This is a genomic window from Desulfitispora alkaliphila (genome assembly GCF_050433185.1).
Lineage (GTDB): Bacteria > Bacillota > Desulfitisporia > Desulfitisporales > Desulfitisporaceae > Desulfitispora > Desulfitispora alkaliphila.
The window spans coordinates 20,073-36,585 of the sequence record NZ_JBNPXS010000028.1 but is presented as its reverse complement, the minus strand read 5'-3'; the positions used below and the strand labels follow the sequence as shown (position 1 = coordinate 36,585).

General features: G+C 39.4%; 18 protein-coding genes. 11 read left to right on the top strand and 7 right to left on the bottom strand.

What is annotated here, in order from left to right:
- Nucleotides 1–68 precede the first annotated feature (68 nt).
- The 6 genes from GGQ84_RS10670 to GGQ84_RS10645 all read right to left on the bottom strand — a co-directional run bounded on the left by GGQ84_RS10670 (nucleotide 69) and on the right by GGQ84_RS10645 (nucleotide 5,235).
- Nucleotides 69–320, bottom strand: a complete 252-nt coding sequence (locus GGQ84_RS10670; RefSeq protein WP_429162475.1) for a hypothetical protein — start codon at nucleotides 318–320, stop codon at nucleotides 69–71.
- Between the two features lie 196 nt (nucleotides 321–516).
- Entirely contained in the window at nucleotides 517–3,069 is a 2,553-nt protein-coding gene (locus GGQ84_RS10665) for an AAA family ATPase (RefSeq protein ID WP_429162473.1), read from the bottom strand.
- A gap of 82 nt (nucleotides 3,070–3,151) precedes the next feature.
- Nucleotides 3,152–3,274 (bottom strand): hypothetical protein, encoded by a 123-nt coding sequence (locus GGQ84_RS10660; RefSeq protein WP_429162471.1) that lies wholly within the window; start codon nucleotides 3,272–3,274, stop codon nucleotides 3,152–3,154.
- A 181-nt stretch (nucleotides 3,275–3,455) separates the two neighbouring features.
- Nucleotides 3,456–4,199, bottom strand: coding sequence for a phospholipase D-like domain-containing protein (locus tag GGQ84_RS10655; protein ID WP_429162469.1), 744 nt, complete (start codon nucleotides 4,197–4,199; stop codon nucleotides 3,456–3,458).
- Nucleotides 4,200–4,396: 197 nt separating this feature from the next.
- The gene (locus tag GGQ84_RS10650; protein ID WP_429162467.1) at nucleotides 4,397–4,810 is read right to left on the bottom strand and encodes an ImmA/IrrE family metallo-endopeptidase; all 414 of its coding nucleotides are present in this window, start codon (nucleotides 4,808–4,810) and stop codon (nucleotides 4,397–4,399) included.
- Between the two features lie 62 nt (nucleotides 4,811–4,872).
- Nucleotides 4,873–5,235 carry a helix-turn-helix domain-containing protein gene (locus GGQ84_RS10645; RefSeq protein WP_429162465.1) on the bottom strand — a complete coding sequence of 121 codons (363 nt, stop codon included), beginning with the start codon at nucleotides 5,233–5,235 and terminating at the stop codon, nucleotides 4,873–4,875.
- 179 nt (nucleotides 5,236–5,414) lie between these two features.
- Here GGQ84_RS10645 and GGQ84_RS10640 point away from each other — a divergent pair, with 179 nt between their 5' ends.
- The 10 genes from GGQ84_RS10640 (at nucleotide 5,415) to GGQ84_RS10595 (ending at nucleotide 13,295) form a co-directional block, all read left to right on the top strand.
- Nucleotides 5,415–5,603: a helix-turn-helix transcriptional regulator gene (locus GGQ84_RS10640; RefSeq protein ID WP_429162463.1), complete on the top strand. Its 189-nt coding sequence runs from the start codon at nucleotides 5,415–5,417 to the stop codon at nucleotides 5,601–5,603.
- A gap of 504 nt (nucleotides 5,604–6,107) precedes the next feature.
- Nucleotides 6,108–6,290, top strand: a complete 183-nt coding sequence (locus GGQ84_RS10635) for a hypothetical protein (protein ID WP_429162461.1) — start codon at nucleotides 6,108–6,110, stop codon at nucleotides 6,288–6,290.
- A 27-nt stretch (nucleotides 6,291–6,317) separates the two neighbouring features.
- A complete protein-coding gene (locus tag GGQ84_RS10630) occupies nucleotides 6,318–6,656 on the top strand; it encodes a hypothetical protein (protein ID WP_429162459.1) in 339 nt (112 codons plus the stop codon).
- Nucleotides 6,657–7,045: 389 nt separating this feature from the next.
- The gene (locus GGQ84_RS10625; protein WP_429162457.1) at nucleotides 7,046–7,192 is read left to right on the top strand and encodes a hypothetical protein; all 147 of its coding nucleotides are present in this window, start codon (nucleotides 7,046–7,048) and stop codon (nucleotides 7,190–7,192) included.
- Between the two features lie 130 nt (nucleotides 7,193–7,322).
- Nucleotides 7,323–7,760: a DUF6075 family protein gene (locus tag GGQ84_RS10620; protein WP_429162455.1), complete on the top strand. Its 438-nt coding sequence runs from the start codon at nucleotides 7,323–7,325 to the stop codon at nucleotides 7,758–7,760.
- Between the two features lie 252 nt (nucleotides 7,761–8,012).
- A complete protein-coding gene (locus GGQ84_RS10615) occupies nucleotides 8,013–9,620 on the top strand; it encodes a recombinase family protein (RefSeq protein ID WP_429162453.1) in 1,608 nt (535 codons plus the stop codon).
- Between the two features lie 43 nt (nucleotides 9,621–9,663).
- Complete coding sequence (locus GGQ84_RS10610; RefSeq protein ID WP_429162451.1) at nucleotides 9,664–10,416, top strand: hypothetical protein; 753 nt, start codon at nucleotides 9,664–9,666, stop codon at nucleotides 10,414–10,416.
- 100 nt (nucleotides 10,417–10,516) lie between these two features.
- Complete coding sequence (locus GGQ84_RS10605) at nucleotides 10,517–10,699, top strand: aspartyl-phosphate phosphatase Spo0E family protein (RefSeq protein WP_429162449.1); 183 nt, start codon at nucleotides 10,517–10,519, stop codon at nucleotides 10,697–10,699.
- A gap of 123 nt (nucleotides 10,700–10,822) precedes the next feature.
- Nucleotides 10,823–11,194, top strand: coding sequence for an ArsR/SmtB family transcription factor (locus GGQ84_RS10600; protein WP_429162447.1), 372 nt, complete (start codon nucleotides 10,823–10,825; stop codon nucleotides 11,192–11,194).
- Nucleotides 11,178–13,295, top strand: coding sequence for a heavy metal translocating P-type ATPase (locus tag GGQ84_RS10595; RefSeq protein ID WP_429162445.1), 2,118 nt, complete (start codon nucleotides 11,178–11,180; stop codon nucleotides 13,293–13,295). The genes GGQ84_RS10600 and GGQ84_RS10595 overlap by 17 nt, the downstream gene beginning before the upstream one ends.
- A gap of 56 nt (nucleotides 13,296–13,351) precedes the next feature.
- On the opposite strand, the gene GGQ84_RS10590 is transcribed toward GGQ84_RS10595, so the two are convergent.
- Entirely contained in the window at nucleotides 13,352–15,781 is a 2,430-nt protein-coding gene (locus GGQ84_RS10590) for a GH116 family glycosyl hydrolase (protein WP_429162443.1), read from the bottom strand.
- A 214-nt stretch (nucleotides 15,782–15,995) separates the two neighbouring features.
- Here GGQ84_RS10590 and GGQ84_RS10585 point away from each other — a divergent pair, with 214 nt between their 5' ends.
- Nucleotides 15,996–16,472, top strand: coding sequence for a ribonuclease H-like YkuK family protein (locus GGQ84_RS10585; RefSeq protein WP_429162441.1), 477 nt, complete (start codon nucleotides 15,996–15,998; stop codon nucleotides 16,470–16,472).
- Nucleotides 16,473–16,513: the final 41 nt, after the last annotated feature.

Genomic DNA, 16,513 nt, shown 5'->3' with positions numbered 1-16,513 from the left:
GGATTTTTTTTGTGTTAGGCAGGTGTTTCCTCAATATTTTCAAGCTTTAGGTATTGACAAAGTTAGTTTTATTGTTTTGCAACGCTAGTGATATATTTTTTAAAATATCTTCTGGAATACTCAAGGTATCTATGAAGGCTTGATAGTTTGTATGCAAAAATAGTAAAAACTTCTGAAAACAGCTCACCAGATTGATAAAACATATTAAATGTTAAAGCATTATAATCTTTATCAAATTTGTAATCTATTGTATCTTTTAATAATTCCTTTTCTTCTTCATATGTCAAAATATGAATTTCATCAAAATTTATATCTCTCATTATTTCCTTCCTCCTGTACATAGCAAAGGAATTATGTCAGCTAACGTCCCGCGAATAGCCGAAGGCGGAGCGAAGCGGAACCGGCTATTCGCTGTTATAGGCTGTACCGCGCCAACTTCTGTCTTCATCTTCTTAACGTCCCAGCGCCCCACCGCCGGAGCACAGGACGTGCGGAGGCGGTTCTTGTTATACTTCTTCATCTGCTTTTAAAATCTGCCTGCCAGTCTTTTAACGCGTTAAAGTCAATTTCAAGCTCATACGGTTCTGGAAGACGAACAGGGGCTTCTATTGGTTGGGGATGCACATACCTTGAATACTTTGTCATTAAATCATCAAAGTATTTACAGTCTGCTTCTGTTATTTTAGCTAAACCTGCTAATTTTTTTGTATGTACGTCCCTTCTATACCGTTGAACAATATCTCCCATTAATTCTACCTCAATCATTCTCTCTAATAGATCTCTGAAATCACTACATATAGATTTTGCATAGGGCTCATAAACTTCATTCCCGTGTTCCTTTAAGAGCTTTTTTGCTTTTGCAAGACGATCATTAACTAGTTGCTTTAGAGCTGAGTCGGGCTTCTTAGCAAAAAAAGGGGTATCTCCCGGTTCGCCGGTTCCCCACGGTTCTTCTCGGATACAGATAATTTCAGGCTTTATGCTAACCTTTCCGGCATATAATTGAACCATGGTTAAAAGTGAAAGGCGATGGGTGAATATGATAACTTGTCTTTCGGAGGCGATAGCGCAGAGACGTTGAACGACAGCCTCTTCATAATCCTGATCAAGAGATGAGATCGGGTCATCAAATACAAATGGGGCCGGATAGGTTCTGCCTGTGACATCAGCAAGAAACGCCGCAATTGATACAATACGGTTCTCTCCTTCGCTTAGGACTTCATTCAGGTTGTGCGTGGCTCCGTCCAGTTGAAGAGTATGAAGAACTTTGCCCTTAAAAACCTTGGATTTGATGAGCTTTACTTTGAGCCGAGATGCCCCCAAGGCTTTGAGCTCATCATTAAAACGTTGCACAAAAGCATCCGTAATAAGCTTCTCTGCCAACTCTCCCTTTTTCGTGGATAATGCTCTGGAGTTGGTTTTCTTTTTGGCCTCTTCGAGTCGTTCGATTGACTGCAGGCGATTGACCTCTTCCTGAATGGCTGTTTTTTGTTCAGCGAGCCACTTCTTTGCCTGAAGGTTCTTTAATTTAGCCTGTAGTTCAACACGATTATCCCTTTCTGCATCTTCCTCATATTTATTGGCACTGTCCTCATAGCCTTGTGAAATTTTGCGTATATCCTCAATCCATTCAGGGGACTGGCTGATGTTACCCAAGGCATCATCGGAATCCAGTGACGGTAATTTTGATTTTCTGTCTTGAAGAGTAGTGACGGTATCATTCAGCGCCTTGACAATGTCCTGATCCTCAATGCCAGCAGCATCGATTTTTGTTTTTAACGCCTCGGGACTGGGGATGTCGGGTAGAGTATCGATTGCCTGTTTGGCCTCTTTGGTTGCTTCTGCTGCCTGTTTTTGTGTTTCACCTTTTATGTACGATTCAAAAGAGGTGAACCGCTGTTTGGCTTCCTCGGATAAAGGCTGATGACAAAGTACACAGACAGAATAATCCTGAACAAGAGGAAACTCCTGTCCACTGTATGCCACTTCTTCCGAATATTTTCGTGCGGCACTCCATAGTTCTTTCCAGACATCAGATCCAACGCCTTCGAGTTTAGCTCCACTGAATACAACTTTTGCCGCTGCCTCAGCAGCCGATTTTTTCTGAATGGATTTCTTTTTAGCAGCGATAATCCTTTTACAATTCTCATCAGACAGCTGACTGAGGTAAGTCTGTACATCATTAACTAGGCCATCAGCATGACTTTTCTTAGTGCGAAATTGCTTGGCCATACCCGCTGGAGAGGACACAGAAATTCTTTTCTGAAGCTCCTGTAGTTCTGCTTCATTTTCCGGCGAGAAAGAACAATTAGATTCAACGTCATCAGTCGTTGTTCTGGCGCTAAGTTTTTCTACCCAAGCCGCTCCAGTGGAGCCGAGGAGGGCATTGGGGATGCTCGGCATCTTCGATTTTAGCGCACCGGTATCTGCATCGAGCTTTGCTGCTACTTTTTCGCAGACATCGATCAGCTTGCTGAAAAAAGACAAGACCGGAGGTTCATAGCTCACCTCGTCTTCGCTCCCTATAAAGACTCGGCCAAATGAAGTATCAAAAATATCAACGGAGCAAAGGTCGTCGCATACCCCAGAGCCTGTCCATTCATGTTCCGCTGGAGAGTTGCTCTTGAGAAAGGAGACTTTTGCTTTCTGCGCTGTATCCTCTGGAGAAAACACATTTCTATGTAGTTGACCACGGACACAATCACGGGTTCCGCAAACATGTTTCAGAAGCCTCACATAGCCGGATTTACCAGAGCCGTTATGGCCGTAAACAACAGCAATATTGCTCTTGCCGAAATCGAGTGGTGTCCGCGGGGCCAGCTTGTTTACACCGGAAATTTCTCGGATGGAAGATAAACGTATTTCCTCAGAATCATGCGCATCAAAAGCCCCAGCGGGGATGCTGCAATCGATATCAGGAAACTCATTATTGGCTTCCTGCTCACACAATACTGCTAGATCAGAAATGGCTGCATCATTCAGATCGCCAGATTCAAGCAGACGCTTTGCGGCGACCTGCAACCACTTTGGCCTTTGGGTTAACCACTTTGTTGTAGTAGATGAAACCATATTAATATCCTCCCTTATACACCAATAAGCTTTCTCAAGCAGCTATTACTCTTTATTAAGTTTGTATTTAAAGAGTAATAGCCTAAGAACTTTCTGAATTTCTCATTTCATTTTTTTTGATTTGTAATTCACGTAATACCTTCTCCTCCTTAGCCTGGCATGGACGCCGGGCTTCTTGGGGCTCTGGGATTTTAAGATCTTCCACTTTTCCATTCTATCTTCTTCTTTCTGTCTTGGCGCGGTATTGCCTATAATGTTCCCGCAGTTTCCGACATTCCTTCCTTTTAATGCCTTAGCGGAAAAAGTGGCGCATGTTCTTGCCTCGCATGAACTGTGTCATCAGAAGGAATGTTGGAAACTGGCGTGTTAGGCGAAGGAAACAACGATTATACAGACTTATATAACTTGTTAAACTCGTCAGCAAATTTACATACAAAATCACGATCTAAAGCTGTTGCCAGCGTTTCTTTATTATACTGAGCATTTTTACTCCAATTATATGAACCATGCATAACATATTCTAAATCAATAATACAAAACTTATCATGCATAGAGTTATTCCCCCAATACCCTGATTTAGGAATTTTCTTGGTATCAAACGATTCAACTAATTCTGACTCTAAAGTGCTATTACCTTTATCATCTGAAATAATGACTCTTATATTTAAACCATCATTTTTCCTCTTTATTAATTCCTCGTAAATAACCCTATCTGTAAACCAAGCTACTGCAACCCAAATTAGATGTTTAGCATTTCTTATTCCTTGTATAATCGTATCTTGAATCTCATCAAACACTACATCGTGTTCTTTAAAATCATATTCCTCATCTTCAACAATTCTAGGCTTTATTAGCAAGCTACCAAAATCATATTCATCTGTTTCAACATAGATAGATGCAGCAATGCTTTCCAAAGTTTTCTTTAGTTCCTTAGCCCTTTTAAGCATTGGAACAGGTGCTCTCAAATCTACGTTTTCATATCTTTGATGACTTCTAGTCGCAAATATTGTACCAGCAGAACTGTAAGTTATTTCAGAATTTCTTAATATAGACAACAATTCGCTCTTGTTATCATAATCTTCATATTTTACGACTTCTATCATAGTTTTTAAGTATTTATTATCGCTCATAGTTCCTCCTAATATTAGTTGTTTCTATCGCCTAACATCATTTTCCCCGCCCTGTTGCTATAAACCCATATTATTCTTATCACGACATATGTCGTAGAAATAAACTTTAGCATTTCATTATCTCAGCACTAAAATCTTACCTATGGGTTTGCCTGTGAAGCCTCACCAACTCCTCAGCAAACTCATCAGCATGCTGCTCAAAATTTTTTCTTCCTTCTCAACACCCAAGAGAACCAAAATAACCAGGGCTTGTCCAAGCGTTGGAAGTAATGGCCCAGTTCATGGGCTAGTACAAACTGTTGCTTTTCTTTAGATAAGTTACTATTAATGCCAATGACATTATGACCCATAATATTAATTAATAGACCTTCAGTATTTTTAAACGGGTAATGTATTACTGTTATATGGAGTAAATTTGCTAGTTCAGCTGGGTTGGCGGTTTCGTATTTTTTATATACATCGGTTGCTAGTTTGCTTGGTGGCTTTAACATGGTAGCAGAGTATAAGACTAGTACTATTAATTTAGTATTATTGTTGGAATATGGATAGATACAATAACTTGCGAATTTTGTAGCCAACTTCATGTCGAAACATAGCGTACTCTTGCGCATTTTGTCGAAAGAGGCTAAAAATACTAGAAGCTACTTTCCATGTCGAAAATGGAGAGTAGCTTCTACTTTTTTTTGTTTTTTATAGTCCTAAATGCCAGCTTAATAAATTCTTTTAAACTTTCTCGATCTTCTTCGTCTACTGGCTCACCACGATACTGGATTTTGCCATCTTTAATAAGTTTTTCTATATCTGTCTCTGAGAGCTCATCATCAGTATAACCCTTTGGGTTGTCAGTTCTACCTAAGAGGTAGTCAGTAGATACTTCGAAAATATCAGCTAATTGATTTAAAATATCGTAATCTGGCTGTCGCCTACCTTTTTCATAAGCAGTATATGCGGGACGAGTTATACCTAATTTAGCAGCAACTGCTTCTTGAGTCATGTCTTTATTTTTTCTTGCTACTATTAACCTTTCAGAAAGCATATGCAACAGTCCTTTGTATTCAAATGTTCTTTCCAAGTTATTATATCGTAACAAAGTGATACTGAAAACTAGAGGTAACAAAATGACACAAAAACAAGAAAAAACCTTGACATGTAACAAAACGATACTGTGAAATAAGCATAAAGGTAACGGAACGCTACAAAAAAGAGGTGCGTGAAATGAATAATTGGTTAAAAAAGAAAAGAATATCTAAAGGTATGACGCATGATGAAGTTGCTAAAGCAGCAAATATAAAAAGAGCATACTACACTATGATAGAAAATGGAAATAGAACGCCAAGTGTATCAGTTGCAAAGAAAATTAGCTCAGTATTAGGATTCGAGTGGATTAAATTCTTTGAAAGATAACATTATTATCACAGAAAGTATTCGCTATAGCACTAATAATCACCTGTAATTTTAAGGAAGAAATACAGGTGAGTTATAAAAACTTTATTCAGGTGGTGATTTAACTTTACATATACCAAAAAACAAAATACTGCTAGATCAACCGCAACTGAAGCGTAGCCAAAAGCGGAGGCGGGCGCAAAGCCCAGGCAGTATTGCCGGACCGTTGGCTAGGATGCAAAGTAGGATTTAACTCCTCAGTGAGGTAGCAAAGGGGCGCACCAATGAGTGTCGCATGGTAACACCCTTTGGCATGTTAGATGCACATGTAAATCCGAAAGCTAGGTTGTGCTGGGTGCCGCCCAGCAGCTGATGAATCTTTGGGTGCCGAGCTCAAAAGGGGATTGGTGGGGAAGGCCTCTGGCAGCAGGGATGCTGCTAAGAACATATTTTATTTGGTTCTTATTAATCCCAAGTGGCAATACTTATAGATATATTGATTACTAAACTTGGGAGTGGTATAATATGGACAAAGATAAGAGTAGCAAGAAGGGAGATGGTAATATGGACACTACAATTAAAAAAAGGCCGAATTCTCCTATAGAATCGCTGAAAAATTCACTGACAGAAATGCGCCAAATTAGAATGGGGAAACAAAAAAAGCGCACATGGAGGCAGTTTAAAGAGGAGTTAAACAAAGAGGACTGATGGGGTAGAATTATGTATGAGATTATTTTGACACAGCAATTTGAAAAGGATGTAAGGTTCTACAAGACAAAGAAAAAGTATAAAAAAATCGATGATGATATAGAAACGGTAGTAAAGGAACTAGAATTAGGAAACTTGTTAGGGGACGAGATTAAGGAGTTAGAACTGCCAGCTGATGAAAGTACATACAAAGTAAGGGTTGCAAATACTAGTGCAAATATAGGGAAATCAGGCGGTTTTAGGTTAATTTACTATGTTATAAAAAATGATTTAGAGATTTTTTTATTAACTATCTACTCGAAGAAAGACAAAGAAGATATTTCAAGCAGTGATTTAACTAAAATTATAATTGAAAATTGTACATGAGTGTATTTAACAATACATTATACGAAAACGACTATCATAAGGTCGTTTTCTTTTTTATGTAAATTTAGAAAGGGGAGAATGATATGCACGGTAAATATAAATGCGAAAGATGTGGAGGCATAATGCCTACACATAAAATCATATGTGGGAAGAAGAATGAGGAGATATGCCCTGTGTGTGCAAGTAAACAGGGAGAATAGCGAGGGGAGGGATAACCTTGATTGAAGTTATAAGTCTCATGAACCTATATAGCTGTAGACAATGTAATATGGAGTTTGCAATGGGCCGAAACAGCAATCCAGAACAATGCCCAAGCTGCGGATCGGTGGATTGGATAATGGTAGATGATGAAGTATTCACGGTAAAGATTAGGAAGGGTGGTGAAAGAAATGAAAGAGGATCTGCAAGAAAAAATAGCAACTGTCTTACAGTTATTAAATGATGATGAACTAGACATTAGCTCAGCAGCTGCTGGACTAGCTTTATATATAGAAAACAACTACAGTTGTAAGAGCACAAAAAAAGAAGTTGCCTAGCCCGCACGCTAAAACAACTTCGCCATGTAATGTTCTTTTAATTTTACAATATATATCTATGAATTGCAAGTATTTGACTGGTCTAATTTAACCAGTCTTTTTTGATGCCTTGAAGGGAGTGATGCATAAAGTGAATGCTGAAAAGTTTAAGAAGTACCGACAAATAGTTACTGAAATCCAGTCACAGAGACAGGATATTAAGCAAATATCGTTTTTAGATGATCTGCATAAAGATAGATTTAAATCTATTGCTTATGGCAAACTACAATCTGACCAAGAGTGGGCTGCAGCTGCCTATATATGTTCAAGCCATGATGAAATCTGGTCCAAGACCAGAAAACACTTTTACCCAGAGCGCCATGAGATTGACTGGGAGAAGATTTTCAACACTGACTTTGGCAGTGGTCATAAGGCTGCCCTACACTGGGCCTTTGCCATGTACTCAGGCAATGCTTGGGGTAGCTGGCTTGAGGGAGATAGGCAAGTAGATATAATGAGTCGGTCTTTTTCCATGGACACTAAGTTACGCCATGTGATTATTCAGGCTCTAATGATTAGGTGGATGTGAAATTATTATATAAATGAAGTTTTTAGACAAACATAGTGGCACATATGGTAGTAAAAAAGGAGGGATTGCTATGGGGAGAGACCTTGTGACTACTGAAGTGTTTGAAGAGGAAGGGGAGAGCCTAGAGCAGCTACTATTGAAGATTTTACTTGGGTCAGATTATCCTGAGGCAGTGGGAGATTAGCCTGCTTTTATGCTATTATATACATAAAAGTAGGTAGCTTGGCACAGGGAGGGTTGTGAAGCTAAGCTATGGTAATTAATAAGAAGTATAAAAGCTCTAAAGAAGTAAGAGTGGCTATTTATGTAAGGCTCAGTGATGAAGATAAGGACAAAAGAAATCGCTTTGACCCCAGCGTGAGTATCAAAAACCAAATAGTATTGGCAACCAGCTTTGCTGAGGAAAAGGGTTGGGCTGTAAGTAAGGTGTTTTGTGATGATGACTTCTCAGGAGTATACGAAGAGGAGTATAGACCCCAATTCAAAGAATTGCTTAGTGAGTGCGAGAAAGGCCTATACGATGTAGTTCTCTGCAAAAGCATGTCTCGGTTTGCCAGGAATATAGAGATTACAGAACGGTATATAGAAAACAAGTTTGTGGAGTGGGGAGTAAGATTTATAGGGCTCACGGATAACATTGATACCTATGACTTGGCCAACAAAAAATCGCGGCAGATAAACAGCTTAGTTTACCAATGGTACTCAGAAAGCATTAGCAATGATATCAGAAGCGTATTTAATACAAAGCGGTTAAATGGTGAGTATATTGGAAGCTTTGCAGTTTACGGATACGAGAAGTCAAAAGAAGATAAAAACAAACTAGTAATAGATCGAGATGCAGCTCGCGTAATAAAGCGCATCTATGAGCTCTATTTACAGGGAAATGGAACTGCAAAAATAGCCCAAATCCTTAATGACGAAAAAGTGCCTAATCCAGCCAAATACAAGGAACTTAAAGGACTTGGTTATAAGAATCCCTTTGACAAAATAAAATCAGGTCTATGGAATAAGACCTCTGTAAAGAGAATACTTAAAAATCAAATGTACATTGGCAATATGGTCCAGCATGTTAAGGAGAAAATCCACTTCAAGACTAGAAAGACTAGAACTGTCCCCCAGGATGAATGGATTATAGTTGAAGGAACGCACGAGCCCATAATTGATAAAGATACATTTCATAAGGTGCAGCAGCTATTGAGCTCTAAGGTTAGGAGCATGGGGAAAGGTAATCCCCATATTTTCGCAGGAAAGGTAAGATGTTTAGACTGCCAAAGCACTTTGAGTAAATTTTCAAATGGAGTGCATCACTATCTAGGTTGTAGTGCCTATAGAACTGATAAATCCCAATGCTCAAAGCACTCTATTCGGCTAGATAAGCTCACAGAGACTGTAGAGGATAAAATTAGAAAGCATATCAAAAGGATATTAGAGGATAGAGATCAGTTTGTGGAGAAGCTAATGAAAAGCGATGGGTTTAAGTCTAATATTAGATACTACGAAGAGAAGCTAAAAAAAATCCAAGCCCAAATAGCAGAGGTTGATAATGGCTTTAAGAGCTTATATATAGATAAGAGCAAGGGGCAGCTCACAGAGGATTTATTTGAAGAGTTAAAGACAAACTTTGTTAAGGAAAGAGAGAAGCTTAAGGAGAACTTATCCTTGTACCAGAAGAAGATAGAAGAAACCAAAGGGTTAAAAGACAGAAGGTTCTACTGGTACGAGAAGGTAGAAAAGTATGGGGACTTTTTAGAGCTAAACAGGCGGTTAGTCAATGAGCTAATTGATTTTATAGAGGTAGGGGAAAAGCAAGATGGATTACAGGAAATCGTAGTTCACTATAACTTCTCAAAAGTGTATTAAGGAACTGGCAACCCATGTAATCGACCCTAAATATCCAGGAGTGGTGGAAGAAATAATTAATTTAGGTGAGTTCTGGAATAGTGAAAAGTTGTTACCGCACAAAGAGTTTATCCTCAGTGCTTCTAACAAAAAGGCAACATGCTACCATCAGGCATATAAAAATTTAGAAAATGCTTATAAGGAGTACAGTGAATTTGAGGGTGCTCAGGGATTAACCGATGGGGAGATAAGAGACCAAGTTTTAAAATGGGCGGACCAGATTTTTACTAGCCGAGCCCCAGTATTAAGGCAGATGTTTGCAGGTGCTATAACACCTGAAGGACTTGTTCACTACACTAATGAAATTACAGCAAAGTGTTTAAAGAAGTTAGCTATAACTGAGGGAAAAGTCAGAGATAAATCTCGCTTTATTCACCAGTTAGCCTTATTAGCATTAGAAAAAGGTTTTGATGTGGATTTGTATCACTGCTTCTATAGTCCAGATAGATACACTATGGTGGTAATACCTCAAATAAAAACAGTGGTGCTAGACAACAATATATCCTACTTAGATGAAGTTCTGCCTAAGAAGGAAATCTCTCATGAAATATCTTTTGGTGAAGATGGAGGAAAGCCAGGGGAAGCCTTCTACAAGCAAATTAATAAAGCTGTTAGCTTATTAAAAGACGCAAAAACCAACCATGAAAACTTAGAAAGACACTATGTGCAAGCTATGAATTATGAAGGTGTAGATAAAACTAGAGAGAATATACTGTCTCAAATATTAAAAATAGCTAGTAGAGCTGACAAAAAGTAATTTGTCGAATATCAACTAAATACCTTCGACAAATTACGCTTTACAAAAATCGATATCATAGTATAATAAAACCCATCTGTACTACGGAGAGGGGATTATTATGTCGAAATGTAGTAGAAAAGGGCTGGTAGAAGAGATTGATCTAGAAAAGCAACGACTAAGGTATTTGGTAAATTCTGAACGGGATTTACGTAAAAAAGAAACCTATGAACAAAGCTGCAAATTAGACAGCTTAGTAGTTGAGTATATGAGAAACCAATTGGGAAGTAAATTTGGTAATTAGAAAAGGGGTTGTTGACGCAAACGTGTCAATAATCCCTTTTCTAATTTTTATTGACATAAATCGTCTAAATGCATACAATAACATCAAACACTTGAACAAATGTTCAAATAAGAGGTGAGGCATATGACTAGAAGAAAAGAAGAAAATATTGAAGTTTGTCAAGAGGAGTGTATCCACCAGGAAGCAGTAAATAGAGCAAAAAGGGACTTGTTAGAGAGGGATATGGCAAATAGTTTAGCTCAAACATTTAAAGTTTTGGGAGATCCTAATAGGGTTCAAATGATAAATATTTTATCCAAGCAAGAGCTATGTGTATGTGACTTAGCTGAGGCACTGGAGCTTTCTGTATCGGCAGTAAGTCATCAATTGAGGTTACTTAGAAACTTGAACTTGGTTAAATATAGAAAGCAAGGTAAGATGGTCTACTACAGTCTAGATGATGAACATATTAAAAATCTTTTTATGGAGGGTATAGAGCATGTCAAGCACAGTTGAAAATGATGTAGACACATCTACCTTTTATGTAGCCGGTATTGATTGTCCCGACTGTGCTGGAAAGCTTAAACGTGCACTGGAACAGACGCCTGGAGTAAAAAAGGTGGAACTTAATTTTGCGTTAGGAAAAGTTAAGCTAGAGCACAACCTTAAAGAAGATGTGGTTGTTGGACTGATAGAGAAGCAAGGATATAGAGTTCTTTCTAACAGTGGCCCTAAAAGCCAGGGAATACTAAAAATTGGAGGAGCTAAGCTTGCTATTATTTCAGCAATACTACTTTTTACAGGGGTTTTACTGGAGTATGTATCTCAAGTACCCTCAGAAATTGTTAAGGTGGTCTTGCTAGGGGCAATTGCTGTTGGGGGCTACCCAACCTTTAAGAAGGGCCTTACCTCATTAGTTAAGCTTTCCTTTGATATGAACGTATTGATGACAATAGCGGTAATAGGGGCACTAGCCATTGGAGAGTGGGTAGAGGGAGCAGTCATTGCCTTCTTATTTGTTCTTTCTAGCACTCTAGAAGCATATTCCCTAGATAAGACTAGAGCCTCAATTAAGAAGTTAATGGAACTAGTGCCAGCAACTGCTACTGTGAAAGAGTTGTTCGGAGAGAGAGTTAAGCCTGTTGAGGAGGTTAGAGTAGGAGAAACTATCCTAGTCAAGCCTGGAGAGAAAATTCCCTTAGATGGTGAGGTAGTAGGGGGGAGTTCTTGGGTTGATGAAGCGCCAATCACCGGGGAATCTACACCAAAGAGCAAAAGGGAAGGAGAGACAGTCTTCGCCGGTTCTCTAAATCAAGCAGGGTATCTGGAAATAAAGGTTAGCAAAATAGCTTCAGAAAATACCCTTGCGAAAATAATTAAGCTAGTGGAAGAAGCTCAGGATAAACAGGCCCCAACCCAGAAATTTATTGATCGATTTGCAGCAGTGTATACTCCGGCTGTACTCATATTGGCAGCGCTGCTAGTGGTAATTCCCACAGTTTTTATGGGAGAAGCTGCTGGAACGTGGATTTATCGTGCACTGGCTCTGCTTTTAATTGCCTGCCCTTGTGCACTAGTAATTGCCACACCAGTATCCATGGTTACAGCCATGGGTACTGGCGCAAGAGAAGGAGTGCTAATAAAAGGGGGATTACACTTGGAAAGGGCTGAAAAGATAACCACAATGGCCTTTGACAAGACGGGAACCCTAACAAAAGGGAAGCCAACGGTAACTTCTATTAAATCTTTTGATAATAAAGTGCAGGAGGCAGAGCTACTAGAATTGGCCGCATCTTTAGAAAAGAAATCAGAACATCCCTTGGCGTTAGCAATATGCCAAAGTGCCCAGGAGCGGGGAGTCAAGCTTACAGAAATAGAGGACTTTACAGTGCATCCTGGCGAAGGAGTAGCGGGAATAATCAATGGTGAAAAAATATTTCTAGGGAAAAGAGATTTTGTGGAGCGGGTTTGTACTTGGAAAGATGCAAATGTGGCTTCATACTTCCAGGAAGAAGAGGATAATGGCAAGACAGTTATAATCGTCGGCACTGCGAATAAGCCCTTAGGAGCAATTGCTCTGGAAGATCAAGTGAGGGAGGATGCAGCAGACGCCCTCAAACAGCTGAAAACAGCTGGTATTAATAGAATAGTTATGCTTACTGGGGATAATAAAGCGGTAGCTGAGCGAGTAGGTAAGGCATTGGGAGTGGATAAGGTCTGGGCTGGAGTACTGCCCCAAGATAAACTCTACATTATAGAAAGGTTAGGTATGGACAAAACAGTTGCTATGGTTGGAGATGGCATTAATGACGCTCCTGCATTGGCTAGGGCTGATGTGGGAATTGCCATGGGGGTAGCTGGAACTGATACGGCCCTAGAAACGGCAGATGTGGCTTTGATGGCAGATGACTTAAAGAAGCTACCATTAATGATTAAGCTCTCTAAGAAAACCATGAAAATTATTAAGCAAAATATTATATTAGCTCTTGGCCTAAAGCTTGCGGCAATAATACTTGTCTTCCCAGGATACCTAACCTTGTGGATGGCAGTTTTAGCTGACATGGGTGCATCACTGTTGGTAATTGCTAACGGACTAAGGCTCTTGCGAATAGAATAAATAAAAGAGATCCTTAGCAGGTAATATACTCTGCAAGGGATCTCTTTAAGCTCACTTTAAATCATCCAAATGGCCAGTGGCCTCATATTGAGGGGGGCTCTGTATTTACCTGCGTTATCCCATGCGGCAGGGGTGCGGAATTGTAAGCCCGTGTTTTTGTAGATCATATCGCTCAGGTTGTTGGCCAGGTAGTCTGCTTCTTGATTTAAATTATATTCATAGAGCATTGCGGCAAACATCCAAGCAGAGCCTACAATCACTTCGTTAACCTGTAGTTCTTCTCCACCGTCTTGATCATAGCGTTGTCGACCTGGTTCAGCAACCAGTAGGGGTCCATATTTCCCTTCAGCATAAGCCATAAGGTTATTTTCATAAATACTCTTTAGGTGGGACTGTACCTTATCTAAGGGAAGCAGGTCACCTAATCCTGCCTTTTTAGCCATATAAACCCCAAACAAAGAGTCGGTCATTGTGGCCTCACTATATTTTCCTAAATCGTTTGTTTTATAATATTTACCGTTCCAAAGTGTTTCTATGGTCTTCTGAGCCTTTGCTAGCTTATCTTTGTAGTAGCCAACACTTTCAGGATTGTGTACCTCTGAAAGCTTTGCCATTACAGCCCAAGCACCGATACACAAGCTGCTAGCATAAGTAGATAAGCCATTCATATCCAGATTATCCCAAGTGCTGTCTCCAAACTCGTCGTGTCTGGGAACACCAATATCTTCAGTATCCTGGGCTTCAGTAAACTTAGCGATTTCAACTAAGGTCTTATACTCATCCAGGGTAATTTGGTTTCCGTTTATTTTCCTGTGCAGGTAATATGCTAAGATAAAAGAAGGGTTGTGATCTTTCCACAGGTTTGGGTCGTCCCGATGAACATAGCCGTTTAATTGAACCCAGGGATCCTCCGGCGCACTTCCCATGTCGTGGGGAAGCTTTCCGTAAACAAGATTATCCTCTATGGTAGCGGTTCTATACACCATGTGTTTTTTCTGGTCCACAAGGGTAGCTGTGTGGAGAAAGTCTGTAAATACATTCTCAGATAATTTGGGCCAGTGCTTGCTCAAGGCAGGGAATGCATATACCCATAAATCTAAAGTGTTATAGTAATAATATCCTGTATCAAAACCTTCTAGAATGCCAAAATGCCCGTTCTTTTGTAAATTGCGCGCTTTTTCTTCATGTCCTTCTACAGGTTTTGTAATCCAGACAGTTCCCCCAGCTACTACAAATTGCAACTCATTTATTTGGGCTCCCTTTACTTTAGAGGGGACTTGACCTGAAGCATCTAATTCTCTTTGGTGCCAGGAACTGATTTCCTCTAGCCACTGGGCATTAGATTCAAGTCCTTGTTGAGCCAGTTGTAGTGAATTATCGCATTCTGTGCCATACTTTTCAGTGTATGCTTTGTACCAGCTTCGCCCAGCACCAAAAGATGTAATGGGCATATCCATAGTAATATTAAATAGAAGCTGACTCTCCTGTTCAGGATGAAGAATAGTATTTGCTGCTATAGCGCTGGCTACAGGTTCATGCCAATGTGCTTCCCAGTGAGTATCATCATTATCCAATTGGCCATGGGATTTAAACTGCTCTTCCATGTGGGCAATAGTATACTTCTGATTCACATCTGCTTCCCCTGTGGCTATTTGATTAGCCCTAAAGCAGGGCTTACAACTTTTATTCCAGTGTTCATCTCCTTTAAGGGAGAGGACTACAGTGCCAAGCATATCACTTTTTTGTTTTACAGGGGTGCTTTTATATTGAACTACGTGACATTCATTAGTGCTGTGGGAACCTATTCTCCCTGAGTTGCCGGCGTACTGTTGTGTTGGCCACTGCATATTCTGTCGTATATCGCTAGAAATAAAAGGTAGTCTCCACCCCAATAAATTTGGCCAGGACAGCCCAACGCTCACCTCGATTTTCTCGTTAACTTTAGACTTAAAGTAGAAGTTGAAACATGTAATAGGCAGACAACTATCCTGATAGTTGTGGGGAATTACAGGAGAGTAATACTCCATTAATAGCTGGAATGGCAAATCACTACTATCATAATGTTCATAGACAAAAGGGAACAGGGAAGCATACTTCATGTCACCTTCCTGAAAATTGTTACTTCCAATTCTGATTCGTTTATAAAATATCTTACCGGCAATTTTCCATCTAAGCATAAAGAAAGCTGGTTCAATCGCTTCATGGTGGTGAATGCCCTGCTGTAACTGCCAACGACTGAACATACCTGTAAAATCTCTAGAATAATTGCTAGTCCCAATCCCTCCTAAGAAAGGACCGTTGAGAGGACCATCGTCGTGGCTTCCGGGCTTGGGTGTATAAGGGGGATTGTAATCTGGGTTTTTCACATAATAGGAATCGTGGTAGCGGTGTACTTGTGAGTAGTAATTGCTGTTGCCGTCAAACTGAAAAGCAAAACCGAAGTTAACTGCTCTTTGAAAACGTTCATAAGCACTTTTCCAAGACATCTTTTGAGTAACCCCTTTCATTAATAGAAATTGTAGTTGCACTAATAAATATTGCGATTATGTATATTTGTAATATTATAACTTATAATTAATTTTAACTCTTTAAACAGAGCAAATCAATTTATATCGCTAATAAAGTTCTTATATTTGTGATAGAATAGTATAAATAAAACGTTGTTACTATTATGCCAAATAAACCTGGAGGATTTGCATAATGAAAAGTATAACTTATGGTGAAGTTAGCTTTAAGCAGGTCTGCAATATTCTAGAAGATATTATTACAGGAGATAAAAAGGCGGAGCATATTATTTGTGTGGGGACAGATTCTCAGAACATGGGGGATATAACCAAGATCGTAACAGTGATAACTCTAATTAGAAAGACAAAGGGCGGTATATTTTTCTATGAAAGCAGAAAAATAAAGAAAATCACTAATTTGAGGCAAAAGATTTTTTTAGAAACCCAAAGCAGTATTGAAATGGCTAATAAGGTTATGAATTTTGTGAAGGAAAGGGGTATTCAAGCGGCCCTGGAAGTTCATGTGGATATTGGAGAAAAAGGTGAAACTAAAGATTTAATCAAAGAGATTGTGGGCTGGGTAATAGGCATGGGATTTGTATGTCGCCTGAAGCCAGATTCCTTTGCCTCGGCAGTAGTGGCAGATAAGATAACAAAAGTAGGAACAAGTTAATATACATACAGTAAAGCCATGGGGTTATAAACTTTCATGGT